Annotated in this window: 24 protein-coding genes; 10 read left to right on the top strand and 14 right to left on the bottom strand. The window is 69.2% G+C overall.

Annotated features, from left to right (window positions below; all coding sequences use genetic code 11):
• Positions 1–161: 161 nt before the first annotated feature.
• The 4 genes from creD (at position 162) to AC07PU_RS24780 (ending at position 6013) form a co-directional block, all read left to right on the top strand.
• Positions 162–1610 (top strand): cell envelope integrity protein CreD, encoded by a 1449-nt coding sequence (gene creD / locus AC07PU_RS24795; protein WP_495321295.1) that lies wholly within the window; start codon positions 162–164, stop codon positions 1608–1610.
• A complete protein-coding gene (locus AC07PU_RS24790; RefSeq protein WP_495321293.1) occupies positions 1607–2923 on the top strand; it encodes a glycoside hydrolase family 3 N-terminal domain-containing protein in 1317 nt (438 codons plus the stop codon). Before creD ends, AC07PU_RS24790 begins: the two co-directional genes overlap by 4 nt.
• Before the next feature lie 13 nt (positions 2924–2936).
• Positions 2937–5321 carry a penicillin-binding protein 1A gene (locus tag AC07PU_RS24785; RefSeq protein WP_495321291.1) on the top strand — a complete coding sequence of 795 codons (2385 nt, stop codon included), beginning with the start codon at positions 2937–2939 and terminating at the stop codon, positions 5319–5321.
• An 80-nt stretch (positions 5322–5401) separates the two neighbouring features.
• On the top strand, positions 5402–6013 hold the full coding sequence (locus AC07PU_RS24780; RefSeq protein ID WP_093343625.1) for a hypothetical protein: 612 nt from the start codon (positions 5402–5404) through the stop codon (positions 6011–6013).
• A 1-nt stretch (position 6014) separates the two neighbouring features.
• Here the strand turns inward: AC07PU_RS24780 and creC are convergent, their stop codons facing one another.
• Both creC and AC07PU_RS24770 read right to left on the bottom strand, forming a co-directional pair.
• On the bottom strand, positions 6015–7451 hold the full coding sequence (gene creC / locus AC07PU_RS24775; RefSeq protein ID WP_093343627.1) for a two-component system sensor histidine kinase CreC: 1437 nt from the start codon (positions 7449–7451) through the stop codon (positions 6015–6017).
• Positions 7448–8260, bottom strand: coding sequence for a response regulator (locus tag AC07PU_RS24770; RefSeq protein WP_495321288.1), 813 nt, complete (start codon positions 8258–8260; stop codon positions 7448–7450). Before AC07PU_RS24770 ends, creC begins: the two co-directional genes overlap by 4 nt.
• Before the next feature lie 560 nt (positions 8261–8820).
• On the opposite strand from AC07PU_RS24770, the gene AC07PU_RS24765 reads away from it, so the two are divergent.
• A complete protein-coding gene (locus AC07PU_RS24765) occupies positions 8821–9795 on the top strand; it encodes a YcjF family protein (protein ID WP_490877042.1) in 975 nt (324 codons plus the stop codon).
• Between the two features lie 4 nt (positions 9796–9799).
• Here the strand turns inward: AC07PU_RS24765 and cueR are convergent, their stop codons facing one another.
• Positions 9800–10219 carry a Cu(I)-responsive transcriptional regulator gene (gene cueR, locus AC07PU_RS24760; RefSeq protein WP_093343632.1) on the bottom strand — a complete coding sequence of 140 codons (420 nt, stop codon included), beginning with the start codon at positions 10217–10219 and terminating at the stop codon, positions 9800–9802.
• Entirely contained in the window at positions 10216–10410 is a 195-nt protein-coding gene (locus AC07PU_RS24755; RefSeq protein WP_495321285.1) for a heavy-metal-associated domain-containing protein, read from the bottom strand. The genes cueR and AC07PU_RS24755 overlap by 4 nt, the downstream gene beginning before the upstream one ends.
• A gap of 147 nt (positions 10411–10557) precedes the next feature.
• Here AC07PU_RS24755 and AC07PU_RS24750 point away from each other — a divergent pair, with 147 nt between their 5' ends.
• Entirely contained in the window at positions 10558–12816 is a 2259-nt protein-coding gene (locus AC07PU_RS24750) for a heavy metal translocating P-type ATPase (protein WP_495321283.1), read from the top strand.
• A 7-nt stretch (positions 12817–12823) separates the two neighbouring features.
• On the opposite strand, the gene AC07PU_RS24745 is transcribed toward AC07PU_RS24750, so the two are convergent.
• The 5 genes from AC07PU_RS24745 to AC07PU_RS24725 all read right to left on the bottom strand — a co-directional run bounded on the left by AC07PU_RS24745 (position 12824) and on the right by AC07PU_RS24725 (position 17180).
• Positions 12824–13306: a GNAT family N-acetyltransferase gene (locus AC07PU_RS24745; protein ID WP_495321281.1), complete on the bottom strand. Its 483-nt coding sequence runs from the start codon at positions 13304–13306 to the stop codon at positions 12824–12826.
• 59 nt (positions 13307–13365) lie between these two features.
• A complete protein-coding gene (locus AC07PU_RS24740) occupies positions 13366–14502 on the bottom strand; it encodes a sterol desaturase family protein (protein WP_495321279.1) in 1137 nt (378 codons plus the stop codon).
• A gap of 47 nt (positions 14503–14549) precedes the next feature.
• The gene (locus AC07PU_RS24735; RefSeq protein WP_495321277.1) at positions 14550–15860 is read right to left on the bottom strand and encodes a beta-ketoacyl-[acyl-carrier-protein] synthase family protein; all 1311 of its coding nucleotides are present in this window, start codon (positions 15858–15860) and stop codon (positions 14550–14552) included.
• Positions 15857–16147, bottom strand: a complete 291-nt coding sequence (locus AC07PU_RS24730) for a phosphopantetheine-binding protein (protein ID WP_093343637.1) — start codon at positions 16145–16147, stop codon at positions 15857–15859. Before AC07PU_RS24730 ends, AC07PU_RS24735 begins: the two co-directional genes overlap by 4 nt.
• 160 nt (positions 16148–16307) lie before the next feature.
• Positions 16308–17180 (bottom strand): alpha/beta hydrolase, encoded by an 873-nt coding sequence (locus AC07PU_RS24725; protein WP_093343639.1) that lies wholly within the window; start codon positions 17178–17180, stop codon positions 16308–16310.
• A gap of 137 nt (positions 17181–17317) precedes the next feature.
• Between AC07PU_RS24725 and AC07PU_RS24720 the strand changes: the two genes are divergently transcribed.
• Entirely contained in the window at positions 17318–18007 is a 690-nt protein-coding gene (locus AC07PU_RS24720) for a response regulator transcription factor (protein ID WP_093343640.1), read from the top strand.
• Positions 18008–18056: 49 nt separating this feature from the next.
• A complete protein-coding gene (locus AC07PU_RS24715) occupies positions 18057–19433 on the top strand; it encodes a sensor histidine kinase (RefSeq protein ID WP_495321446.1) in 1377 nt (458 codons plus the stop codon).
• On the opposite strand, the gene gloA2 is transcribed toward AC07PU_RS24715, so the two are convergent.
• The 5 genes from gloA2 to gstA all read right to left on the bottom strand — a co-directional run bounded on the left by gloA2 (position 19430) and on the right by gstA (position 22781).
• The gene (gene gloA2, locus AC07PU_RS24710; protein WP_296788413.1) at positions 19430–19834 is read right to left on the bottom strand and encodes an SMU1112c/YaeR family gloxylase I-like metalloprotein; all 405 of its coding nucleotides are present in this window, start codon (positions 19832–19834) and stop codon (positions 19430–19432) included. The two genes, AC07PU_RS24715 and gloA2, sit on opposite strands and share 4 nt — an antisense overlap.
• Positions 19831–20304 (bottom strand): GNAT family N-acetyltransferase, encoded by a 474-nt coding sequence (locus AC07PU_RS24705; RefSeq protein WP_296788416.1) that lies wholly within the window; start codon positions 20302–20304, stop codon positions 19831–19833. Before AC07PU_RS24705 ends, gloA2 begins: the two co-directional genes overlap by 4 nt.
• Complete coding sequence (locus tag AC07PU_RS24700; protein ID WP_296788419.1) at positions 20301–20786, bottom strand: RidA family protein; 486 nt, start codon at positions 20784–20786, stop codon at positions 20301–20303. The genes AC07PU_RS24705 and AC07PU_RS24700 overlap by 4 nt, the downstream gene beginning before the upstream one ends.
• 45 nt (positions 20787–20831) lie before the next feature.
• On the bottom strand, positions 20832–21935 hold the full coding sequence (locus AC07PU_RS24695; protein ID WP_495321272.1) for an alkene reductase: 1104 nt from the start codon (positions 21933–21935) through the stop codon (positions 20832–20834).
• Between the two features lie 237 nt (positions 21936–22172).
• On the bottom strand, positions 22173–22781 hold the full coding sequence (gstA, locus tag AC07PU_RS24690) for a glutathione transferase GstA (RefSeq protein ID WP_093343648.1): 609 nt from the start codon (positions 22779–22781) through the stop codon (positions 22173–22175).
• A 177-nt stretch (positions 22782–22958) separates the two neighbouring features.
• On the opposite strand from gstA, the gene AC07PU_RS24685 reads away from it, so the two are divergent.
• Positions 22959–23144, top strand: a complete 186-nt coding sequence (locus tag AC07PU_RS24685; protein WP_057591813.1) for a DUF1328 domain-containing protein — start codon at positions 22959–22961, stop codon at positions 23142–23144.
• A complete protein-coding gene (locus AC07PU_RS24680) occupies positions 23144–23293 on the top strand; it encodes a hypothetical protein (protein WP_177239341.1) in 150 nt (49 codons plus the stop codon). The genes AC07PU_RS24685 and AC07PU_RS24680 overlap by 1 nt, the downstream gene beginning before the upstream one ends.

Here is a 23293-nt window from a genome sequence, read left to right as displayed (position 1 = left end):
ATGGCCTGCACTGTCGCCAGCCTGCGAGAAGGCATTGGGAAGGCTTCTTGAAGTCCGCCGCGCTGTGTGAAGTCCGCGTGAAGTCGCCGCGCCGCCACGCTTCACACGGGCTTCGGATCGCACGGCGAGCATCCGGTCCGTCGTCAACGAGGAGAGAAAACATGCTTCAACTGCTGAAGGATTCGATGCTGGCCAAGGTGGGTGGGCTGCTGCTGCTGGTGCTGCTGCTGTGCATTCCGCTGGCCGAGATCGACCGCATCAACAACGAGCGCGGCGACAGCCAGCGCGAGGCGGCCGCCGAACTGGCCGCCACCTACGCGGGCCCGCAGACCGTGGTCGGCCCGCTGCTGCTGGTGCCCTACGTCGAGCGCTGGATGGAGCCGCTGCGCGACGCGCAGGGCAAGGTGATCGGCCAGGAGGCGCGCAGCAAGGAGATGGCGCACGTGGTGTTCCCCGACAAGCTGCACATCGAGGGTTCGATGACGCCGCAGCAGCGCTACCGCGGCATCTTCAAGATCCCGTTCTACACGCTCGACGCCACCCTGTCGGGCGGCTTCGCGGCCTTCGACCCCGAGGCGGTCGCGCACAGCGAGCCCGATTCGAAGATCGAATTCAAGGCCCCGCTGGTGGCCTTCAACGTGAGCGACCTGCGCGGCCTCGACGGCTCGCCCGCGCTGACGGTGAACGGCGCCGAACTGCGGCTGCGTCAGCGCGTGCCCGGCCTGCCCGACGATTCCTGGTTCGCCAACGGCATCCACGCGCCGCTCGGCGGCGCGGCCCTGGCCGCCTGGCAGTCGCGCGCGGCGCTGCCCTTCGAGATGAAGCTCTCGCTGGTCGGCCAGGACACCCTGTCGATGGTGCCGATCGCGGAAGAAACCAGCGCGCACCTGAAGTCGCCCTGGGCCCATCCGAGCTTCGGCGGCCGCTTCCTCGCGGCGCAGCGCGAGGTCACGCCGCAGGGCTTCGATGCGCACTGGCGCGTGTCCTCGCTCGTGAGCTCGGCGCGCGAACAGGTGCGTGTCGACCTGGCGGGCCGCGCCGACGCGACGGCCGCCTCGGCCAACGGCAATGTGCGCGCCGGCCCGCAGCCCTTCAACCCGCAGAGCTTCGACGTCTCGCTCGCGCAGCCGATCAATGTCTATTCGATGAGCACCCGCGCGGGCAAGTACGGCGCGCTCTTCATCGGCCTGGTGCTGATGGCCGCCTTCATGTTCGAGCTGTTCCGCAAGCTGCGGCTGCACCCGGTGCAGTACGGCCTGGTGGGCCTGTCGATCGCGATCTTCTTCCTGCTGCTGCTGGCACTGTCGGAGAAGCTGGCCTTCTGGCTCGCCTATGCGGGCGCGGCCGGTGCAAGCGTGCTGCTGCTGGGCGTCTACTTCGCCGCCGTGCTCGGCAGCTGGAAGCGCGGCGCCGGCTTCGCGGGCTTCGTCGCGGTGCTCTACGGTGCGCTCTACGGGCTGCTGGCCTCCGAGAGCAATGCGCTGCTGCTCGGCGCGCTGCTGATCTTCGGCATGCTCTCGGCGCTGATGCTGATGACGCGCAAGGTCGACTGGTATGCGCTGTCGCGCCGGCCCGAAGCCGCACCGGCGGCCCTCGTCGATCCGGCATGAAAGCGCTGCGCGTCGCGCTCGGTGCCCTGGGATGGCTGGCACTGGTCGCTCTCTGCTTCTGGGCCTGGCACCTGAAGGATCCGCACCTGCGCTTCCTGCGCGCCTGGGAGGTGCCGCTGCTGCTCGCGCTCGCGGGCGGCGGCGTGGCGATCGTCTGGCGCTTCGCGCGCCGTTCGCTGCGGCCGATGCTGCTCGGGCTGCTGTGCGCGGTGATGCTCTGCAGCGGGGCCGACGAACTCTCGAGCCGCCAGCGCCGCGCGGAAGTGCTCGCCGCATCGGACGCGCAGGCACGCAGGCTCGGCGCGCACTTCATCGTCGGCTACGAGAACGCCGAGATGCCGATGCTGCGCGAGCTCGCGCGCCACGGCGCGATCGGCGGCATCTTCGTGACCGGCCGCAACGTCAGGGGCCGCAGCGCGACGCAACTGCGCGAGGAGATCTCGAGCCTGCAGGACTTGCGCACGGCGGCCGGCTTGCCGCCGCTGATCGTCGCCACCGACCAGGAAGGCGGCGCCGTGTCGCGGCTCTCGCCGCTGATCGAACGCCAGCCCTCGCTTGCCACCTTGATCGATGCCGACGTGCCCGAGAACGAACTCGCGCAGCGCGCCCGTGCCTACGGAGAGCAGCAGGGCAGGGCGCTCGCCGCGCTGGGCATCACGCTCAACTTCAGCCCGGTGGTCGACCTGCGCACCGGCCGCGCGCCGGGCCGCTGGGACCTGCACACCCGCATCGACGAACGCGCGATCTCGGCCGACCCGGCACTCGTCGCCGAGGTGGCGCGAGCCTACGAGCAGGGCCTCGAAGCGGCCGGCGTGCAAGGCACGCTCAAGCACTTTCCGGGACTGGCCGGCGTGGCCGAGGACACGCACCATGCGGCCGGTTTTTTGCGCACGCCCGCGGCCCGACTTGCAACACATGACTGGAAACCGTTTCAAGAGGTGTCGGCTTCGACACAAGCGGCTGTCATGCTCGCCCATGTGATCGTTCCAGAACTCGACCCTGACCATCCGGCATCGTTCTCGCGCAAAATCGTGCAGTCCGTGATTCGCGGCGCGTGGGGGCACGACGGCCTGCTCGTCACCGACGATCTCACGATGGGTGCAGCCTACGACCGGGGCCTGTGCAACGCCACGGTGCGTGCGCTGAATGCCGGCGTGGACCTGCTGCTGGTCGCCTACGACCACGACAAGTACTTCGACGCGATGCACTGCGCGCGGCAGGCCGAGAGCCGTGGCGCCATCGACGCCGCCATGCTGGCCGCGAGCGCATCGCGGCTGGCCCGGAACCCGCGCCTGCGCGGACTCTCTCAATAGCAGGACCTCCCTCATGTTCAATCCCTTCAAGCCCCGCTCACCCGACGCCCCCGAACCACCGCGCTGGCAGCGCATCGCCGTCTGGAGCGCCATCGTCGCGGGCTCGGGCGTGCTGGTGCTCGCGGTCGCGGGCGCCGTCGCCATCGCCCTGATCTCGCCGCGCCTGCCCGACAGCTCCGAACTCGCCGACTACCGGCCCAAGCAACCGCTGCGCGTGTTTTCTTCCGACGGCGAGCTGCTCGGCGAATTCGGCGAGGAGCGCCGCAACCTCACGCCCTTCGCGGCGATCCCCAAGGTCATGAAGGACGCGGTGCTCGCGGTCGAGGACGCGCGCTTCTACGACCACGGCGGCGTCGACTACAAGGGCTTCGTGCGCGCGGCGGTGGCCAGCCTCAAGGGCGGACGCAAGCAGGGCGCCTCCACCATCACGATGCAGGTGGCGCGCAACGTCTACCTGAGCTCCGAGCGCACGCTGAGTCGCAAGGCCTACGAGATCCTGCTGTCGCTGCGGCTCGAGCAGCAGCTGACCAAGGACCAGATCCTCGAGATCTACATGAACCAGATCTACCTCGGCAACCGTGCCTACGGTTTCGCCGCGGCATCGGATGCCTACTTCGGCAAGCCGCTGGCCAACATCACGATCGCCGAGGCCGCGATGCTCGCGGGCCTGCCGAAGGCGCCGGGCACCAACAACCCGGTGGCCAATCCGCGCCGCGCTCGCGCGCGCCAGCTCTACGTGATCGACCGCATGCAGGAGACCGGCTTCATCACCGCCGAGCAGGCGGCCGAGGCCAAGAAGGAAGAACTGCACCTGCGCGATGCCGCCGACCCGAACCGGCTGCACGCCGAGTTCGTGGCCGAAACGGTGCGCCAGATGATGCATTCGCAGTACGGCGACAGCATCTACACCAGCGGCATGAAGGTCTACACCTCGCTGGTGGCGGCCGACCAGTCGGCGGCCTATCGCTCGCTGCGCCGCGGCATCATGGACTACGAGCGCCGCCAGCCCTACCGCGGCCCCGAGAAGTTCGTCGACCTGCCCGACGATCCGAAGGAGGTCGACGAGGCGGTCGACGACGCGCTGGCCGAGCACCCCGACAACGGCGACGTGATCGCGGCCGTGGTGCTCGATGCCTCGCCCAAGCAGGTCAGCGCGGTGCGCGCGAACGGCGAGGCGATCGAGATCACGGGCGAAGGCCTGCGCCCCGCGCAGTCGGGCCTGACGACCAAGGCGCAGCCCAACATCAAGATCCGCCGCGGCGCGGTGATCCGCGTGGCGCGCACGGCCAAGAACAGCTGGGAGATCACGCAGCTGCCCGAGGTCGAGGGCGCCTTCATCGGCATGGACCCGCGCACCGGCGCGATCAAGGCGCTGGTCGGCGGCTTCGACTACAGCAAGAACAAGTTCAACCACGTGACGCAGGCCTGGCGCCAGCCCGGTTCCAGCTTCAAGCCCTTCATCTACTCGGCCGCGCTCGAGAAGGGCTTCACGCCCGCCACCGTGGTGAACGACGCGCCGCTGTACTTCGAGCCCGGCGCCAACGGCGGCCAGCCCTGGGAACCGAAGAACTTCGACGGCGGTTTCGAAGGTCCGATGCCGCTGCGCACCGCGCTGATGAAATCGAAGAACCTGGTGACGATCCGCGTGCTGCAGTCGATCGGCACCGACTACGCGCAGGACTGGATCACGCGCTTCGGCTTCGACAAGGACAAGCATCCGGCCAACCTGCCGATGGCGCTCGGCGCGGGCTCGGTCACGCCGCTGCAGATGGCCGCCGGCTATTCGGTGTTCGCCAACGGCGGCTACCGGGTCAATCCCTACCTCGTGACGCGCGTGACCGATGCCAAGGACAAGGTGCTGATGGAAACCGAGCCGCCGGCGCTCGACGAAAGCAACCGCGCGATCCCCGCGCGCAACGCCTACCTGATGGACTCGCTGCTGCAGAGCGTGGTGCGCAACGGCACCGGCTTCAAGGCCTACCAGGCGCTCAAGCGCGACGACCTGTTCGGCAAGACCGGCACCACCAACGACTCCTTCGACACCTGGTTCGCGGGCTTCCAGCCCACCATGGTCGGCGTGACCTGGATCGGCTACGACACGCCGCGCCAGCTCGGCGTGCGCGGCGAGACCGGCGGCAGCCTGAGCCTGCCGATCTGGACCGGCTACATGCAGACCGCGCTGCGCGGCGTGCCGGTGGCGCAGTTGCCCGAGCCGCCCGGCCTGGTGCACGTGGACGGCGAGCTCTACTTCGACGACTACGCGCCGGGTCGCGGCGTCGCGAGCCTGGGCCTCGAGCCCGAGGCCGCGCCGCAGCCGGTCGAGGTGCTGACCGGCGTGCCGATCGGCGCGCCGCCGCAGCCCGAGGAGCGCAACCGCATCCTGGACTTCTTCCGCTAGGGCCGCGGGCGGCAGGGGCCGCGCCGGGGTCTCTACACTCGGCGCACACCCTTTCTTCCCGTCCGCCCGTTCCCAAGTCCATGGAAATCCTCACCCTGGTGGCGCTGATCGCCATCGGCGCCTACCTCCTCAAGTCCCACGACCAGCGCCGGCGCATCGCGCTGCTGGCGCGCCACCTGGGCAACTACCAGATCGAGAAGCTGATGGAAAACCTCACCGAGGGCTACCTGCGCTGCCTCGGCGAGGACGATCCCGAGCGGCGCCAGCAGATCTGGGGCGTGCTCGACGCGACCGAGGCGCGGCTCGCGGCCCAGTTCGCCAATTTCGCGGCCGAGTTCGCGCGCGTCGATGCCGCGCAGACGCGCGTGAGCACCTCGCCGCTGGCGACGCTGCCCTATGCGCACCTGCTGTTTCCGCGCGAGACCTTCGACCTGCGCGCGGCCTTCGCGATCCATGCGCGCGGCATCAACGAGGTGATGCACAACCGCGCCGGCCGCAGTCCCAAGGACAAGGCCTACACGCTGTCGGCCGAGCTGTTCCTGATGCAGCACACCTGCCACTGGTTCTGCAAATCGAAGATGGTGGCCTCGGCGCGCATGCTGGCGCGCCACAAGACCCCGTACGAACAGCTGATCGCCTCGGTCAGCGAAGGCACGCGGCGTGACTACCTCGCGCTGATCGGACGCCAGTAGCTCAGGGCGACAGCAGCGGCAGCGTGAGCGTGGCCACCGCGCCGCCGCGCGTCGCATTGCCGAGCTCGATGCGGCCGTGGTGCAGCGCGGCGATCTCCTTGACGAAGGCCAGGCCCAGCCCGGTGCTCTTCTTCTGGCTGTGCGGCCGCGCCAGCGAATAGAACTTCTGGAAGACCTTTTCCTGCGCGTAGTCGGGAATGCCCGGTCCGCGGTCGCGCACGCTCACGCGTGCCAGCCGCGAGGTGGTCTCGAGCGTCATGCGCACCTCGCTGCCGGTCGGTGAGAAATCGATCGCGTTGTCGAGCAGGTTGCTGACGGCGCGCCGCAGCAGGAAGGGATCGCCCTCGACCGAGGCCTCGGCCCGGATGTCCACGTGCACGCGGATGTTGCGTTGCGCCGCGGCGCTCCGCGCGCTGATCGCGATGTCCTCGATCAGCGAGGCCAGCGCCACCGGCTGCGTGCGCTCGAGCGCACGCCGGGTCTCGAGCGCGGTCAGCTCCATCATGCGGTCGACGATCTCCTGGATGCGCTGGGTCTCGCGCGCGATGTTGGCGAGGAAGCGCTCGCGCTCCTCGTGCGGCATCGAGGGTTCCTGCAGCAGCTCGGCCGCGCCGCGGATCGCCGACAGCGGGCTCTTCACCTCGTGGGTGAAGGTCTGCACGTAGTCGGCGACGTAGTTGCGGCCGGTCAGCGTGTCGCGCATTTCGCTGAAGCCGCTGCGCACCGCGTCGACCGCGCGCCGCGCCATGCGCCGCAGGCTCAGGCTGCGCTGCGCGCGCACCCAGCCCCAGTAGTCGCGGATCAGCCCGAAGGGCCGCACCAGCCAGACCGAGACGATCACCGCGAGCAGCAGCAGCGCCAGCGCCGAGCCCACGCCGACCCAGATCGTGCGCGCCCGCGCGTCCTCCACGAACTGGCCGAAGCTCTGCACTGGCTTGCCCACGCTGACCATGCCGACGATCTCGTTGTTCCAGCGGATCGGCGCGCCCACGTACATCACCGAGGTGCGCGGATCGACGTCGACATCGCGCGAGGTGCGCGCGCCGTAGAGACCGGCCAGCGTGCGGCTCACGTCGCTCCATTTCGAATAGTCGGCGCCCAGGTGTCGGCCGAGCGAGTCGAACATCACGCGGCCGCCGCGGTCGGTCACGTAGACGCGCAGCTCGACCCGGCTCTTGTGCAGGTTGTAGATCTGGGCCGAGAACTCGCGCGCATAGAGCGTGCGGAACAGCGGCTCGAGCCGCGCCGTGTTGATGGCCCCCGCGATCACGTCCTGCTCGACCAGGCTGGCCACCAGTTGCGAGGTCTCGACCAGCGATTCCTCGGCCGACTCGCGGTAGCGCGGATCGATGTCGGAGACGACGCGGTACAGCAGGAAGGCGATGCCGGCCGTGTATATCAGCAGGATGCCGATGAAGATGCGCGTGCGCCGGGTCACGAGATCCTGGCGGGCAGTTCTTCGTTGAGTGCGTAGCCGGTGCCGCGCAGCGTGCGGATCGGCTCGACCTCGGGCGCGATCGCCTTGAGCTTGGCGCGCAGGGTCTTGATGTGGGCATCGACGGTGCGGTCGAAACTTTCGCTGGCGTCGTCCCAGACGAGTTCGAGCAATTCGTCGCGCGTGAACACGCGCCCGGGGCGCTGCACCAGCAGGCGCAGCAGACCGTATTCGTAGCGCGAGAGTTCGAGCAGCCGGCCGTAGTAGCGGATCTGCATGCGCTCCTGGTCGAGCACGAAGGGCTGGCTGGGCACTGGAGGGGTCTGTCGCGCCGCAGGCGCCGCCTGGGGCGCTCCGGCATGGGGGACCCCCTGTTCGGAGGTTCCGGGGCTTCCTGGCGTTCCTGAGGGCCCTGGCACGCCCCGCGCGCTGCGCCGAAGAATGGTGCGCACGCGCGCCACCAGTTCGCGCGGCGAGAACGGCTTGGCGACGTAGTCGTCGGCGCCGAGCTCCAGCCCCACCACGCGGTCGATCTCGTCGCTGCGCGCCGTGAGGAACAGCATCGGCACCTCCGGTCCGCCCATGGCCTGGTTCAGCGTGCGCAGCCGCTTGAACAGCTCGAAGCCGTTCATGTCGGGCAATCCCACATCCAGTATCGCCAGCGCCGGCGCCTCCTGTGCGAACTGCGCCAGCGCGTCTTCCGCGGTGGCGCACCAGACCGGCGTGAAGCCGTCGCTCTTGAGCACGTACTGGAGGGTGTCGGCGATGCCCGATTCGTCCTCGGCGATCAGGATCCGCGGTTTGAAGCTCATCCAGCGATGGTAGCGAGCGCCACGGGGCGGGCGCCAGCCACGCCGACGGCGTTGCAACGAGGCGCGGCCTTCGGACTTTTTTTCGGGCGCGACCTTTGGTCTCTCTCTATTTCTTATTCTTCTTATTCAAATTAGTAGTAGTAGATAAGGGTCCGTCCCTTCTGTGGACAGGCCGCTTTTTTCGTTATGTGACAAGCACTTGTCATACAGCGGTCACTGTGCGCAGCCGTGCTTTTGTGCTGTCGCGTCCAAAGGGACAACCTGGCGCATCCGTCCTGCGCTGTGGATAACCACCTGCTTGTGCCAGAACTCTCCCCAGAGTTGTCCTTTGACAGCCCTTCGGAAATCTGCGAAAGGCGTTTTTCGGGTGAGGAAATTCATTGCCTATTTTTTAAGCGGTCTGTAGATTCCCCATAAAAATCAATAACTTGCCGCGCCCCTACAAAGTAGTTCTGTGGTTATCCACAGAGTTGCACCCGCTTTGTGGGGAGAACGCGCGGCGGAACCTTCCCCCGGTCTTCCGACCGAACTTCGTCCTTCACCTTGTGGAAATTCCAGCCGTGACACCTTCCGAAACCCAGGCCATCGTGACCCTCAGCCTGCTGGCCGCCTTCGTCGACGGCGAAAAGCACGAACGCGAGCGCGCGGAGATCAAGCGCATCGCCGAAGGGCTGTCGCAGACCGACGGCCTGAACCTGCCGACGCTCTACCAGGACGTGCTGATGAAGCGTGTCTCGCTGCCGTCGGTGGCGGCGCAGCTGCAGAGCACCGAGGCGAAGCAGCTCGCCTACGAGATGGCGGTGTGCGTGTGCGATGCCGATGGCGCGCAATCGCAGGCCGAGCGGATGTTCCTGACCGACGTGCGCACCTCGCTCGGGCTCGATGCCTCGGCGGCGCAGTTCTCGAACCAGGCCGAGGAGATCGCGGCGGCCGGGGCGGTGGCCGGTGCCTCCGCGGGCGCCGTGGTGGCTGCAGCGCCGGTGCCGGCTGTCGCGGCGGGCGCGTCGCCGCTCACGCCCGACAGCGCCGAGCTCGACAAGTCGATCCTCAACGCCGCCATCCTCAACGGTGCGCTCGAGCTGCTGCCCGAGACGCTGTCGACCATGGCGATCATTCCGCTGCAGATGAAGCTGGTCTACCGCATCGGCAAGGCGCACGGCTACGAGCTCGACAGCGGCCACGTCAAGGATTTCATCGCCACCGTGGGCGTGGGCCTGACCTCGCAGTACCTCGAGCAGGCCGGGCGCAAGCTGCTGGGTGGGCTGCTCGGCAAGGTGGGCGGCGGCCTGCTGCGCGGCGTCGGCAAGCAGGCCGTGAGTTCGGGCATGAGCTTTGCCACCACCTACGCGCTGGGCCATGTCGCCAAGCGCTACTACGCGGGTGGGCGTACGCTGTCGACGCAGATGCTCAAGGACGCCTTCTCGGGCGTGGTGCAGGAAGGCCAGGGCCTGCAGTCGCGCTACCTGCCGGCGATTCAGGAGAAGGCCCGCACGCTCGATGCGGGCAAGGTGCTGTCGCTGGTCCGGGGCGCCTGAGCCGTCAGGCGGTCTTCGACAAGTCGTCGAGGATCGGACACTCGGGCCGCGCATCCCCGTGGCAGCAGTGCACCAGGTGGGCCAGGGTGCTGCGCATCGATTGCATGTCGGCGATGCGCTGCTCCAGTTCCTCGAGGTGCTTCTGCGCGATGCGCTTCACGCTCGAACTCGTGCGCCGGCGGTTGTGCCACAGGCCCACGAGCTCGGCGATCTCCTCCATCGAGAAGCCGAGGTCGCGCGAGCGCTTGATGAAGCGCAGCGTGTGGATGTCGGCATCGCCGTACTGGCGGTAGCCGCTGTCGGTGCGCGCCACCGCGCTCAGCAGGCCCAGGCCCTCGTAGTGGCGCACCATGCGCGCGGACACGCCCGACAGCCGGGCGGCCTCGCCGATCGCCACGGGGCCGTGCGTGACCGGCACCGTCATTGAACCTGGTAGCCGGCGTTCTCGATCGCCGCCACCAGATCCTGGCGCGGCTGCTGGCTCAGCACGTCGACATGGCCGGTCTCGAGATCGACCGTGACCTGGGCCTCGGGGTCGACCGTCTGCACCGCGTTCTGCACGGCGTTCACGCAATGTCCGCAGCTCATGCCCGCGACCTGGAATTTCTGGCTCATCGTTTCTGCTCCTTCGTGGATGGAAAGGTGGGTGTTGGCCCGTTCGGAAACCGAAGTCTGAACCTTGCCACGATGTCAATGTCCAGTCCAGGGACTCTTTTTGCCGCGCTTGACCTTGCCATGGTGTGAAGCTTTAGCCTTCGCACCATGGAAAACGTACAAGAACGGCCGTTGCCGAATCTCACGCTCGACCTCTCGGTCGGCGGCATGACCTGCGCCTCCTGCGTGATGCGCGTGGAGCGCGCGCTCAAGGGCGTGCCCGGCGTCCAGGACGTCAGCGTGAACCTCGCGACCGAATCGGCGCGCGTGGTGGCGCAGGCGCAGGGTGGCGAGGACATCGATGCCCGGCTGCGCCGCGCGGTGCGCTCCGCCGGCTACGAGCCGCGCGCCGCGGCCGATGCGCAGGAGGAAGCCGCGGCGCTCTCGCCCTGGCACGGCTTCGGCCCGGTGGCGGTCGGCCTCGCGCTGTCGGCGCCGCTGATGCTGCCGATGGTCGGCGAGTTCTTCGGCCGCGACTGGATGCTCGACCCATGGCTGCAGCTGCTGCTCGCGACGCCGGTGCAGTTCTGGCTCGGCGCGCGCTTCTACCGTGCGGGCTGGCATGCGGCGCGCGCGCTCACCGGCAACATGGACCTGCTGGTCGCGCTCGGCACCAGCGCCGCCTACGGACTCTCGCTGTGGCTCTGGTGGCGTTCGGCCGCCGGCGAGCACGCGGGCCACGGGATGATGCCGCACCTGTACTTCGAGGCTTCGTCGGTGGTCATCACGCTGGTGCTGCTGGGCAAGTGGCTCGAGGCGCGCGCCAAGCGCCAGGCGACCTCGGCGATCCGCGCGCTGCAGCAGTTGCGGCCCGAGGTGGCGCACCTGGTCGGCCCGCGCGGCGAGAGCGACGTGCCGCTGGCCGAGGTGATGGTGGGCGACCGCCTCGCGGTGCGTCCCGGCGAACGCGTGCCGGCCGATGCGCGCGTGGTCGAGGGCGAATCGGAGGTCAACGAGTCGATGCTGACCGGCGAGCCGCTGCCCGTGCCCAAGGGCCCGGGCGACCTGCTGACCGGTGGTGCCGTCAATGGCGATGGCCGGCTGGTGGTCGAGGTGCGCGCGGTCGGTGCCGAGAGCGTGCTCGCGCGCATCATCCGGCTGGTCGAGGATGCGCAGGCCGCGAAGGCGCCGATCCAGCGGCTGGTCGACAAGGTGGCGGCCATCTTCGTGCCGGTGGTGCTGGTGATCGCGCTGCTCACCTTCGGCGGCTGGATGCTGCTCGGTGGCGCCGACATCGAGACCGCGCTGATCCACGCGGTGGCCGTGCTGGTCATCGCCTGTCCCTGCGCGCTGGGCCTGGCCACGCCGGTGGCGGTGATGGCGGGCACGGGCGTGGCGGCACGGCGCGGCATTCTCATCAAGGACGCGCGTTCGCTCGAACTCGCGCACCGCGTCGACACGGTGGCTTTCGACAAGACCGGCACGCTGACGCTGGGCCGGCCGGTGCTGACCGCGCTCGTGCCGGTCGCCCGGACCGTCGATGCCGATGCGCTGCTGGCCGTGGCCGCGAGCCTGCAGAGCGGCAGCGAACACCCGCTGGCGCGCGCCGTGCTCGTGGCTGCCGTCGACAAGAAACTGGCGGTGCCGGCGCTGCGTTCGATGCAGGCCATGCCGGGCCGCGGCGTGCGTGGCGAGGTCGAGGGCGAATTCGCCGGGGCCTGGGCGCTCGCGAGCCTGCGCTGGTGCCGCGAGCTCGATGCCGACGTCGATGCCGCCGAGGTCGACCGGCTGCAGGCGCAGGGCGCCACGGTGTCGGCACTGCTGCGCTTCGATGCCGGCGGCGCGGCCGAGGCACTGGCCCTGCTGGCCTTTGCCGACGAGCCCAAGTCGCAGGCGGCCGAGACCGTTGCCGCGCTGCGTGCGCGCGGCCTGCGCGTGGTGATGATCTCGGGCGACAACCTGCGCGCCGCGCGCGCCATGGCGGCGCGGTTGGGCATCGCGCCCGAGGACGTGCGCGCCGAGGTGCTGCCGGCCGACAAGGCGCAGCAGGTGAGCGCGCTGCGCCGCGACGGCCACGTGGTCGCGATGGTGGGCGATGGCGCCAACGACGCGCCCGCGCTCGCGGCCGCCGACGTGGGCATCGCGATGGCGCCGGCCGGTGGCGGCACCGACGTGGCGATGGAAGCCGCGGGCATCACGCTGATGCGCGGCGATCTCGCGCTGGTGGCGCAGGCGCTCGACCTCTCGGGGCGCACCGTGGCGAAGATCCGGCAGAACCTGTTCTGGGCTTTCGCCTACAACGTGGCGGGGATTCCGTTGGCGGCCTTTGGACTGCTGAGCCCGGTGGTGGCCGGGGCGGCGATGGCGCTGTCGAGCGTGAGCGTGATGGCCAATGCCTTGCTGCTGCGGCGCTGGAAGGGTTCCTGAATTCGGCTCAATCGAGCAGCAGCGCCATCAGGTGATCGTCGATGTAGTCGGCTTCACCGGCGCGCTTGTAGAACTTGCGCAGCGTGCCCTCGCGCTCGAAGCCCAGCTTCTCGTAGAAGCGCAGCGCGGGCGCGTTGTCGCTCTCGGCATAGAGCTCGATGCGCTTGACGCCGGCCGCGCGCAGTTGCTCGATGGCATCGCTCACCATGGCCAGCGCCACGCCGCGGCCATGGAAGGCCGGGTCCACCGCGAGCGTGCCGAGGCAGGCGACATGCGCCACGCGGCCCGGATAGCGCGTGGCGCGGTAGAAGCCGGCCATGCGGCCCTCGACCTCCCAGATGTGGAAGCAGCCGCTGTGCACCAGCTCCTCGTGGATCGGCCGGAAGTCCGCGAGCGGCATCGGGTCGTAGCCGAGGAAGCGCACCACCTTCTCGTGCATGTAGAGGGCATGGACGGCAACGAGGTCGCGGGAAGTGGCAAGTCGGCGCACGGTGGCTCCATGTTCGAGGTCGGTCAGGGGCCCGCAGGATAGCAATCCCGCGCGGCCGCTCAACCGGCCGCGAACAGGAGGGCGCCGGCCAGCGCCAGCAGCAGCACCTGCGCGGGCCAGGCCCAGTGCAAGCGCAGCCGCGCATCGAGCACCGCGCCCACGGCCCAGAAACCCGCGATCGTCAGCGCCAGCAGTTCGAGCCCGGTGCGAAAAGCCATGTCGTCCGCGCGCCAGAGAAAGGCCAGCGTCATGCCGACCCAGCCCGCGAAATGCAGCGTGGCCGCGATCGCGCGCGCACGGCCGACCGGTGGATCGTCGAGGGCGGCGGCCGCCTCGAGCGAGAAGTCGGGTTCGGGAAAGCGCGCCGCCACGTCGGCCGGCCGCCAGCCCGGCGATCGCCAGAACACGCCGAGCTTGTCGCGCCAGCGCCGCGTGTGCCAGGCATCGCGCGCGAGCGGCGCATAGGGGCCGAGCACGGCGCGCAGCGGATCGAAGCCCGCGAGCGGCTTGCGCGTGCCGTAGACGCAGCGCTCGCGCTCCTCGGCGAAGGTGCCGAACAGGCGATCCCACACCACCAGCATGCCGCCGTAGTTGCGGTCGAGGTAGCCGTCGTTGACGGCATGGTGCACGCGATGGTTCGAGGGCGAGGAGAACACGCGGTCGAACCAGCCGAGCTTGCCGATGTGCTCGGTGTGGATCCAGAACTGGTAGACCAGCACGATCAGCCCCGCGAGGCCGAACTGCTCGGGCGGCACGCCCACCACGGCCATCGGCAGGTAGAAGGCCCAGCCAAGGAAGGCGACCATGCTCTCCTGCCGCAGCGCGGTCGAGAAATTGAAGCGCCGGCTCTGGTGGTGCACCGCATGCGCGGCCCAGAACAGCGCCGACTCGTGGCCCGCGCGATGCAGCCAGTAGTCGCAGAAGTCGAACAGCAACACCGCGGCGATCCAGCCGAACGCGCTGTCCCAGAAGCCCGCGTCGGTGCAGAGCGCGACGTGCGGATAGACCAGCGCGTAGAGGCCGATCTGGAACAGCTGCGTGCAGACCGCGAGCGCCTGGCTCAGCAGGCCCTGGCTCAGGCTCGCGACCGTGTCGGCGAAGCGGTAGGTGTTGCGCTGCTTGAGCCAGCCCCAGGCGAATTCGCAGGCCAGCAGCAGTACGAACACCGGCACGACGAGAACCACCAGCCGATGCACTGCCTGCCTTGAGCCTTCCTGCGCGCGAAAAAAACTTCAGCGAAGTTTCAGCGAGATGGTGCGTCGATGCGTCCCGCGACCAGCACGGCATTGGTGCCGCCGAAGGCGAAGGAGTTCGACATCGCCCAGCGCATGCCGGGCACGGCGCGTGCCTCGCCGCGCACGAAGGCCAGGTCGAAGGCCGCGTCGGGCTCGCGCAGGTTGGCGATCGGCGGCACGGCCTCGTGCGCCAGTGCACGCAAGGTCGCGATCAGTTCGATCGCACCGCCACCGCCGAGCACATGGCCGTGGATCGCCTTGGTGGCGCACACGGGCATCGCGCTGCCGAACAGCTCGCGCACCGAGGCGGCCTCGGCGGCATCGCCGGCCATGGTCGCGGTGCCGTGGGCATTCACATGGCCGATCTGAGCGGCATCGAGGCCCGCGTCGCGCAGTGCCGCGCGCATCGCGCGCACCTGGCCCGCGCTGTCGGGGTTGGTGATGTGCGTGCCATCGCAGTTGGTCGCGTAGCCGGCCAGCACGTAGGACGCACCGTCGCCCGTGTCGCCTGTGTCGGCCGTGCCGCGCGAACGCGCATGCGCTTCCGATTCGAGCACCAGCGCCGCGGCGCCTTCGCCGAGCGCGAAGCCCGCGCGGTCGCCCGAGAAGGGGCGGCAGGCAGTCTCGGGTGCATCGGCCGGCGGCGCGGCCATCACGCGCATCGCCTGCCAGCTCGCCATCACGCCGGGCGTGAGCATGGCGTCGTGGCCGCCGACGATGGCGACGTCGATCCAGCCGCCACGGATGGCGCGCATCGCTTCACCGATCGCCACCGCCGACGAGGCGCAGGCGCAGGCATAGGCGATCGCCGCGCCATGCGCGCCGAAGTGCAGCGCGAGCTCGGCCACCGCCGCATTGGGCATCACGGTGAGCACGGTCGTCGGCCGCATGCGGCGCTGCTCGCCATAGAGCGCCTGCGTGGTGGTGTCGAAGCTGCCCGCGCCTGCGAGGCCGCTGCCCCAGAAGATGCCGAGCCGTTCGGGATCGACGCTGTCGCGCGTCAACCCGGCCTGCGCCGCGGCGTCCTGTGCTGCGGCGAGCGCCATCGCGGTGCCGCGGTCGAGCGGCAGGCGCGAGGTGCTGCGCACGCCGTTCGAATCGAAGTCGCAGGCAGCCACCGCGATCTCGACGCTGTCCATGCCGGGGATCGCGAGCGTGTGCGAACGCACGGCCGAGCGGCCATGGAACAGCGCATCGTCGAAGGCCTCGAGCGTGCGGCCGATCGGCGTGACGAAGCCGATGCCGCTGACGCGCACCGGCGGCGCCGCGATGCGCTGCGCCGATGCCGCGATCACCGCATGTTCGACACCGCTGCTCATGCGTGCGCCGCCTCAGGCGCGTTCGCGGTGTTCGCCGTCGCGGCGCTCTCCGCATCGATCACTTCGCACAGGCGCTGCAGCGTGATGCCCGCTTCGCGCGGATCGAGACGGTCCTCGGGAATGCGCAGGTGGAAGGCGTCCTCGACCGCGAAGACGAATTCCATCAGCGCGAGCGAGTCGAGGCCCAGGTCGGTGAGCGCGGTCTGCGGCGCGACCAGGTTCGCCTCGACGTGGAAGTCGTTCTCGAGGATGCGCGCGATGCTGTTGAAGGTGGGCGAAGTGGACATGGGGCTTGTTCCTTTCAGGCGAAGCGTGATGCACGATCGTCGTGCGGAAGTGCCATCGGTCGGCGCTGCGAATGCAGGGAAGACGCGCGTCGCCGCGTCACCTTGCGTGGTTCATTGTGGAGTGGGATCGATGGCATCGCGGTGGCGAACGCATTCCTTTTCAGGAAGCCTTCAGAGAGGAAATCGGGGCATCGGCGCCCGTGCCATGCGCGACCTCGTCGGCGAACGCGACGGTCTCGCGCACCACCTGCTGGCGGTCGTTGTCGATGGTGATCATGTGGTAGCTGTTGCTCACCACGACGCTGCGGAACGACCGGCAGCGCAGGCCGCGCGCGAGGATCTCGAGGTTGGCCACGCTGGCCACCTCGTCCTGCTGCGCATGCAGCGCGAGCACGCGGTCGCACTGCACGCGATGCAGGTTGGCGCGCACGTGGCGGATCAGCCGATGGTGTTCGCGCAGGTGGCTCACGCCGATCACCGAGCTGCCGGCGCGCGAGATCTTGCGGTGCCGCAGTTCGCGCTCGATCCAGGCGCGCACACGCTCGTTCTTCACGCCGTAGGGCGGGCGTTCGCGGTACTGCCAGAAGCGGCCCAGCGGCGTGTAGTAGGCCAGCGGCAGCAGCATCTGCGTGCGCGGGATGGCCCAGCCATCGAAGCGCAGCGTGGTCGACATCAGCACCAGCGCATCGACCGCGTCGCCGCAGCGGATGGCGGCACCGAGCGCGAGCGAGGAGCCGGCCGAGATGCCCACGAGCAGCACGCGCTCGTGCGTCTCGCGCAGGGCCGTGACCTGGGCCTCGATGCTGTCGAGCCACTGCTGGAAGGGCGCGGCCTGCTGCATCGGCGCATTGGCGTCGAAGGAGTAGCCGGGGATCGACATCGGGTGCACCGCGTAGCCGCCGTCGCGCAGCGCGGACTGCACGGTCAGCAGTTCGTCAGGTGTGCTGCACAAACCATGCAGCAGCACGACCGCGGTGCGTTGCACGGCGGGGTGCACGAAGCTCAGCAGGCTGGAAGGTTCGCGTGCGCTCATGACGATGCGGCCCCGATGAAAAGGAACCGTGCGGCGATGGGCTGTCGTATGCTCATGCCGTGTTTATCGCGTGTCGTACTGACCGCCTGCTGACCCTCCCGCGAGCAAGAATAGGCACCTCAACCCACTCGAAAATCATGCGAATCCTGCTAGTCGAAGACGATGCCGTGCTGCGCGACGTGATGCTTCGCAGCCTCGCGGACGCCGGTCACCGCGTCGATGTTTCCACCAACGTCGAGGACGCCGACCACCTCTGGCGCGTGCAGCCCTTCGATGCGGTGCTGCTCGATCTGAACCTGCCCGCCACCGCGAGCGCGACCAGCGGTCTCGCGAGCGGACTCACCGCGCTGCGACAGGCACGCGCGCGCGGCGACCGCACGCCGGTGCTCGTGTTGACCGCACGCGGCCGCACCGAGGAACGCATCGCGGGCCTCGATGCCGGTGCCGACGACTATCTCGGCAAGCCCTTCGACCTGGCCGAGGTCGAGGCGCGCTTGCGCGCACTGGTGCGGCGCGCGAAGGGCACGGAAGACATCGTGCTGCTGGGGCAGTTGAAGCTCGACCGCAAGGCACGGCGCTTCTCCACCGCGAGCGGTCCGCTCGACCTGCCGGCGCGCGAGTTCGAGGTGCTGTGGGAGCTCATGAGCCCGCCGGGCCGCACGGTGAGCAAGCGTGCGCTGTCCGACAAGCTCTCGAGCTTCGACGAATCGCTGGGCGACAACGCGCTCGAGGCCTTCATCTCGCGGCTGCGCAAGAAGCTGGTCGGTTCGGGCGCGAGCATCCGCACGCTGCGCGGCATCGGCTACCTGCTCGAAGCCGAAGTCTGAGCGCGCCGCGACCGTGAGCGAAAGCGAGAGCGAAGCAGCACGAGCGCGCATCGCGGCCAGGCCGCCGCGCGCGGTGTCCACGCTCACGCGGCGCGTGCTGCGCAACGTGCTGGTGCCGCTCGCGCTGAGCTGGATGGTGGGCGCGGTGATCGCGCTGGTCATCGCCAACTACTTCTCCGAACAGGCCTTCGATCGCGGCATGCTCGACGACGCCTATGCGCTGTCGGCCAACGTGCAGGCGGGCGAGCGCGGCATCGAGCTGCTGCTCACGCCGCGCGAGGTGGCGACGGTGCTGTTCGACCAGATCGACAAGGTGAATTTCTCGGTGCAGCGGCTCGACGGCACCTTGATCTCGGGTGCCGACGACCTGCAGGCGCCACTGCCCGTGGGCGGCGCGCGCTATCGCTTCTCCGACGTCACCTACCAGGGCAAGCCGATGCGCGCGGTGGTGCTCGAGCACGATGCCGAACCCGGTGTCGCGATGCCCTATCGCGTGGTCATCGCGCAGACCACGCTGAGCCGCACGGCGCTCGTGCGGCAGCTGCTGGGCTATGCGCTGGCGCCGCAGGTGCTGTTGCTGATGTTGCTCGCCGTGTGGCTCTGGCATGGGATCCGCAGCGATCTGCGGCCGCTCGGCGACCTGCAGCAGGCGCTCGATCGGCGCGACGTGCGCGACCTCTCGCCGGTGACGGTGGTGCAGACTTCGCGCGAGCTGCAGCGGCTCGGCGAAGCGGTCAATGCGCTGTTCGAGCGGCTGGGCCACAGCGTGCGCGGACAGCGCGAATTCGTGGGCAACGTGGCGCACGAGCTGCGCACGCCGCTCGCGGGCATCCGTGCGCTGGCCGACTACGGGCTCGCGCAGCAGAAGCCCTCGGTGTGGCGCGAGCAGCTCGAGCAGGTGGCCAAGAGCCAGGAGCGCGCAAGCCACCTGATCGACCAGCTGCTCGCGCTCGCACTGGCCGACGAGGCCAGCACCAGCCTCGAGACCGCGCCCGTGCGGCTCGATGCGCTGGCCGAGCAGACGGTGCTGCGGCACCTCGCGCGTGCCGATGCGCGTGGCGTGGACCTGGGTGCACGCGGCCTCGACGACAGCGTGACGGTGCAGGCCAACGAGGCGCTGGTCGAGGGCATCCTCGACAACCTGATCGACAACGCGTTGCGTTATGGCGGCCGCACCATCACGGTCGAAGTCAGTGGCGAAGTGCTCAGCGTGATCGACGACGGCCCCGGCATTCCGCTCGATGCGCAGCGCCTGTTGATGCAGCGTTGGGCACAGGGCCCGGCGGGGCAGAAGCTGGGGCAGGGCTCGGGGCTGGGCCTGTCGATCGTGGCGCGCTATGCCGAGCTGCTGGGCGCTGAGCTGCGGCTCGAGGCGGCCGAGCCGACGGGCTTGAAGGTCAGCGTGGATTTCACGCGCAAGAGCTAGGGCGCGGTTTCGTAGAGTTCGAGCGGTAGCCCGTCGGGATCGGCGAAGAAGGTGAAGCGCCGGCCCGTGTATTCATCGACGCGGATCGGCTCGACGGCAATGCCCTGCGCCTCGAGTGCATCGGTCGCGGCGCGCACGTCGGGCACCTCGAACGCGAGGTGGCGCAGCCCGCGCGCCTCGGGGCGCGAGACGCGCGGCGGCGGATCGGGAAAGGAGAACAACTCGATCTGCGAGCCGTCGGGCAGCGCGAGATCGAGCTTGTACGAATGGCGCTCGGCACGCAGGTGCTCGGCGACGATGCGCAGGCCCAGCACCTCGCTGTAGAAGCGCTTCGACACCGCGTAGTCGGAGCAGATGATCGCGGCATGGTGGATGCGCGCGAGCTTGGGCGTGGCGTTCATCGCAGCGCCTTGCGCAGGAAGACGCGCGTGCGGTTCTCGAGCACCAGGCGCCGGTATTCCACGTAGCCGATGCGTTCGTAGAGCGCGCGGTTCTCGCTCATCTTCTCGTTGGTGAACAGGTAGATCGAATCGAAGCCCTGGCGCAGCGCCTCGCGCTCGGCGAGCTCGAGCAGGGCGCGGCCCGCGCCGCTGCCCTGGTGCTTCGGCTGCACCGCGATCACGTCGATCAGGAAGCCCTCGTCGGTGATGTCGAGCACGAGCGCGGCCGCGATCTCCGTGGCATCCGCAACATCGGCGGCGACCCACACCTGTTGCAACTCGATGGCGCTTGCGTAGTCCTTGCGCATCGGCAGCGGCACGATCGGCAGGCGCGGCAGGTAGACGCTGAAGGCGGCGATCGCGCAGTCGCGGATCGCGTTCGCATCGGCTGCTTCGGCGCGGCGCAGGCTCCAGCGCGGCGCTTCGCTCATTCGGCGATCTCCACCTCGGCCTCGATCTCCACCGGGATGTTGAACGGCAGCTCGGCCATGCCGACCGCGCTGCGCGCATGCGCGCCGATCTCGGGCCCGAAGAGCTCGAGCACGAGGTCGGAGAAGCCGTTGATGACCGAGGGCTGGCGGTCGAAGCCCGGGGCCGAGGCGACCATGCCGAACACGCGCGTCCAGGCCGTGATGCGGTCGAGGTCGCCGAGCGCGCGCTGCAGGCTGCCGAGCATCGCGAGCGCGGTGAGGCGCGCGGCCACGTAGCCCTGTTCCACGTCGAGCTCGCGCCCGAGCTTGCCCAGCGGCGCGGCGATGCTGCCGTCGGCATTCAGCGGGCCGTGGCCCGAGACGAAGGCGCGCCGTCCGACGATGCGCACGAAGCGAAAGGGCAGCACCACGCCCGGTGGGGGCTGGACGGCGGGCGGAAGGACGAGGCCGCGCGCGGCCAGCTGGTTCTCGATCTGCGACATGGCGCAACGGTACCCGAAAGCACCGCGCGCCGGTCGCCCGCGGGCTCAGGCCAGCGCGAGGTAGTCGGTGTAGCCCTTGGCGCCGCCGCCGTACAGGGTGGCCTTGTCGAGCTCGTTGAGCGGCGCATGCTCGCGCAGGCGGCGCACCAGGTCGGGGTTCGAGATGAAGGGCTTGCCGAAGGCGACGAGGTCGTCGCCTTCCTTCACGGCTTCTTCGGCGAGCGGGCGGTCGTAGCCGTTGTTGACCATCCAGGCGGCCTTGCCGCCGGCGTCGCGGTAGGCGGCCTTGAGCGCCTCGTAGTCGAAGGGCCGGTCGGCGATCTCGCGCGGGCCGCCGGTGGCGCCTTCGATGATGTGGACGTAGGCCAGATCGAGCTTGGCCAGTTCCTTCACCACATAGGTGAACAGCGGCTGCGGGTTGCTGTCGTGCACGTCGTTGGCGGGCGTGACCGGCGACAGGCGGATGCCGGTGCGGCGCGCGCCCACGGCATCGGCCACGGCGCGCGTGATCTCGAGCAGGAAGCGCGCGCGGTTCTCGATGCTGCCGCCGTAGTCGTCGCTGCGCTGGTTGCTGCCGTCCTTGAGGAACTGGTCGAGCAGGTAGCCATTGGCGCCGTGGATCTCGACGCCGTCGAAGCCCGCCGTCTCGACCGCGTTGCGCGCGGCGCTGGCGAAGCCGTGGACGATGCCGGGGATCTCTGCGGCGTCGAGCGCGCGCGGTTCGGAGGTCTCGGTGAAGGTCGGCACGCCGTCATGGATCAGCACGGTCTTGGTCTTGGCGGTGATGGCCGAGGGCGCGACCGGCTGGCCGTTGTCGGGCTGCAGGCTGGTGTGCGAGACGCGGCCCACGTGCCACAGCTGCACCACGATCTTGCCGCCCTCGGCATGCACGGCGTCGGTCACTTTCTTCCAGCCATCGAGCTGCTCGGTGCCGTAGAGGCCGGGCACGTCGGCATAGCCCTGGCCCTGCTGGCTGATGGCGGTGGCCTCGGTGATCAGCAGGCCGGCGCTCGCGCGCTGCGCGTAGTAGGTGGGCGCGAGCGCGGTCGGGATGGCGTTGGGCGAGCGATTGCGCGTGAGCGGCGCCATCACGATGCGGTTGGCGAGCTTCAGGTCGCCGGCTTGGACGGGGTCGAAAAGGGTGGACATGGCCGAGGCTCTTTGGGAAGTGGAATGGAAAAAGAAGGTGTGAACGGCAAACGCAGGCGCAAGGGTAGGGGCGGGGCCTCAACCCTGCTGCCACGGGGTTGTAGTCTTGGTGCTAGGCGATGCGGCGGTGCAAATGCAATCGGGTGGCATTGCGCGGGTGGCCCGCCAAAAGCAAACGGCCGGCGAGGTGCCGGCCGTTGGGGGCGAAGCGCGATGGTGCGCCCCGGTGGTGCTGGATTACTTCAGCAGGCCTTCGGCTTTCATCGCTTCCTGCACGGCGGGACGCTCGCTCACGCGCGCGCGCCAGGCCTGGATGTTCGCGAAGCCCGCGAGGTCCACGCCGGTGGGCTTGGCCCAGTTGGTCACGGTGAACAGGTAGCCGTCGGCCACGCTGAACTGGTCGCCCATCAGGTACTGCTTGTTCGCGAGTTCACCGTCGAGCCAGGTGAAGCGCGAAGTGAGCTTGTCGCGGCTGATGGTCTTGGCTTCCTCGGGCATGGCCGGGTTGAACAGCGGGCTGAAGCCCTTGTGGATCTCGGTGCCGATGAAGGTCAGCCACTCCTGCAGGCGGTAGCGCTGCAGGGTGCCGGCGGCGGGCGCGAGGTTCTTGGTGGGCACGAGGTCGGCGATGTATTGCAGGATCGCGGGGCCTTCGCGCAGGCGCGTGCCGTCGTCGAGTTCGAGCATCGGCACGTAACCCAGCGGGTTGATGCCGTAGTAGTCCGTGCCGTCCTGCAGCTTGTGGCTCTTGGTGCTGGCGAGCACGGGTTCGAAGGCGAGGCCGGCTTCGTGCATCGCGATGTGCGGCGAGAGCGAGCAGGCGCCCGGCGAGTAGTACAGCTTCATGCGAAAAACTCCAATCGATCGTTGAAATGGTTCTTTGGAACGCACCGGATGCTAGCGGGTTTGGGCGGCGCGGGTTTGTCCTACGGGTGCTTGGGCTCGGTGACTATCGGGGCGTAGCGCACCCTTTTTTATTCTTCGGGCACCGAGGGCTGCGACCCGCGGCAAAGGAGTCACTCGATGTTGAAGTACGCCATCATTTTCGCGGTCATCTCCCTGGTGGCCGGCCTGCTGGGTTTCGGCGGCATCGCGGCGGGCGCCGCGGGCATTGCCAAGGTGCTGTTCGGCCTGTTCCTCATTCTGGCCGTGATCTTCATCGTGCTCGCCGCGCTGGGCGTGGGCGCGGTGAAGAAGGCGCTCGACTGATGCACCGGCACCGGTCGGTGCGCTGGCCGCGCACGCGCTCGCTGCGCCTGCTGCTGCAGAGCCCCGCGCATTGCGTCCTGCGGGTGCTGCTGGTGACGCAGACGCACTGGCAGTTGCCCGAGCACCGTTCGCGCCGAAGGCGCGCCTGA

The organism is Variovorax sp. GW821-FHT10D07 (assembly GCF_059415325.1).
This window is presented reverse-complemented; position numbering and strand designations above follow the sequence as displayed.

Excerpts from the sequence above, each read along its gene's own strand:
- creD (WP_495321295.1), top strand. The coding sequence starts at position 162 with ATGCTTCAACTGCTGAAGGATTCGATGCTGGCCAAGGTGGGTGGGCTG.
- AC07PU_RS24790 (WP_495321293.1), top strand. The coding sequence starts at position 1,607 with ATGAAAGCGCTGCGCGTCGCGCTCGGTGCCCTGGGATGGCTGGCACTG.
- AC07PU_RS24785 (WP_495321291.1), top strand. The coding sequence starts at position 2,937 with ATGTTCAATCCCTTCAAGCCCCGCTCACCCGACGCCCCCGAACCACCG.
- AC07PU_RS24780 (WP_093343625.1), top strand. The coding sequence starts at position 5,402 with ATGGAAATCCTCACCCTGGTGGCGCTGATCGCCATCGGCGCCTACCTC.
- AC07PU_RS24770 (WP_495321288.1), bottom strand. The coding sequence starts at position 8,260 with ATGAGCTTCAAACCGCGGATCCTGATCGCCGAGGACGAATCGGGCATC.
- cueR (WP_093343632.1), bottom strand. The coding sequence starts at position 10,219 with ATGACGGTGCCGGTCACGCACGGCCCCGTGGCGATCGGCGAGGCCGCC.
- AC07PU_RS24755 (WP_495321285.1), bottom strand. The coding sequence starts at position 10,410 with ATGAGCCAGAAATTCCAGGTCGCGGGCATGAGCTGCGGACATTGCGTG.
- AC07PU_RS24750 (WP_495321283.1), top strand. The coding sequence starts at position 10,558 with ATGGAAAACGTACAAGAACGGCCGTTGCCGAATCTCACGCTCGACCTC.
- AC07PU_RS24735 (WP_495321277.1), bottom strand. The coding sequence starts at position 15,860 with ATGAGCAGCGGTGTCGAACATGCGGTGATCGCGGCATCGGCGCAGCGC.
- AC07PU_RS24730 (WP_093343637.1), bottom strand. The coding sequence starts at position 16,147 with ATGTCCACTTCGCCCACCTTCAACAGCATCGCGCGCATCCTCGAGAAC.
- AC07PU_RS24725 (WP_093343639.1), bottom strand. The coding sequence starts at position 17,180 with ATGAGCGCACGCGAACCTTCCAGCCTGCTGAGCTTCGTGCACCCCGCC.
- AC07PU_RS24720 (WP_093343640.1), top strand. The coding sequence starts at position 17,318 with ATGCGAATCCTGCTAGTCGAAGACGATGCCGTGCTGCGCGACGTGATG.
- gloA2 (WP_296788413.1), bottom strand. The coding sequence starts at position 19,834 with ATGAACGCCACGCCCAAGCTCGCGCGCATCCACCATGCCGCGATCATC.
- AC07PU_RS24705 (WP_296788416.1), bottom strand. The coding sequence starts at position 20,304 with ATGAGCGAAGCGCCGCGCTGGAGCCTGCGCCGCGCCGAAGCAGCCGAT.
- AC07PU_RS24700 (WP_296788419.1), bottom strand. The coding sequence starts at position 20,786 with ATGTCGCAGATCGAGAACCAGCTGGCCGCGCGCGGCCTCGTCCTTCCG.
- AC07PU_RS24695 (WP_495321272.1), bottom strand. The coding sequence starts at position 21,935 with ATGTCCACCCTTTTCGACCCCGTCCAAGCCGGCGACCTGAAGCTCGCC.
- gstA (WP_093343648.1), bottom strand. The coding sequence starts at position 22,781 with ATGAAGCTGTACTACTCGCCGGGCGCCTGCTCGCTCTCGCCGCACATC.
- AC07PU_RS24685 (WP_057591813.1), top strand. The coding sequence starts at position 22,959 with ATGTTGAAGTACGCCATCATTTTCGCGGTCATCTCCCTGGTGGCCGGC.
- AC07PU_RS24680 (WP_177239341.1), top strand. The coding sequence starts at position 23,144 with ATGCACCGGCACCGGTCGGTGCGCTGGCCGCGCACGCGCTCGCTGCGC.